The 530-nt window shown below is 65.5% G+C and carries 2 protein-coding genes; both read right to left on the reverse strand.

The features are described from left to right. Positions 1 to 119: succinate dehydrogenase assembly factor 2 (locus tag ACV22Z_RS35740; protein WP_448080943.1), on the reverse strand; the 119-nt coding region annotated here is incomplete at its 3' end. Between the two features lie 81 nt (positions 120 to 200). Next, positions 201 to 530: 4Fe-4S dicluster domain-containing protein (locus ACV22Z_RS35745; protein ID WP_448080942.1), on the reverse strand; the 330-nt coding region annotated here is incomplete at its 5' end.

Below are 530 nucleotides of genomic sequence, written 5' to 3' on the forward strand. Positions count from 1 at the left end.
TGCTCGTATCGGCTGAAGAAACGATCGAAGATCAGATCGTTCTCCAGCAGACCCCGCCGGGCGCGCCAACGCAGGCGCGCGCGGCGGTGCGGGTCGGATTGATGCGAATCGTCGCTCATCGTGACACCCGCCGGGCCGCCCCAAGGGTGTCGACGCCCCCGCGGGGGGCAGCGAACGCAGTGAGCTTGGGGGTCATCATGTCAAACCGCACGGCGAACCATCAGTTCCTTGATCTTGCCGATCGCCTTCGTCGGGTTCAGGCCCTTCGGGCACACGTCGACGCAGTTCATGATCGTATGGCAACGGAACAGACGGTACGGATCTTCAAGGTTGTCCAGACGCTCGCCGGTCGCCGTGTCGCGGCTGTCCGCGATGAACCGGTACGCCTGCAGCAGGCCGGCCGGGCCGACGAACTTGTCCGGGTTCCACCAGAAGCTCGGGCACGACGTCGAGCAGCTCGCGCACAGAATGCACTCGTACACGCCGTCCAGCTCGTCGCGCTCCTGCGGCGACTGCAGACGCTCCTTCTC

This window comes from Burkholderia sp. PU8-34 (genome assembly GCF_053427725.1).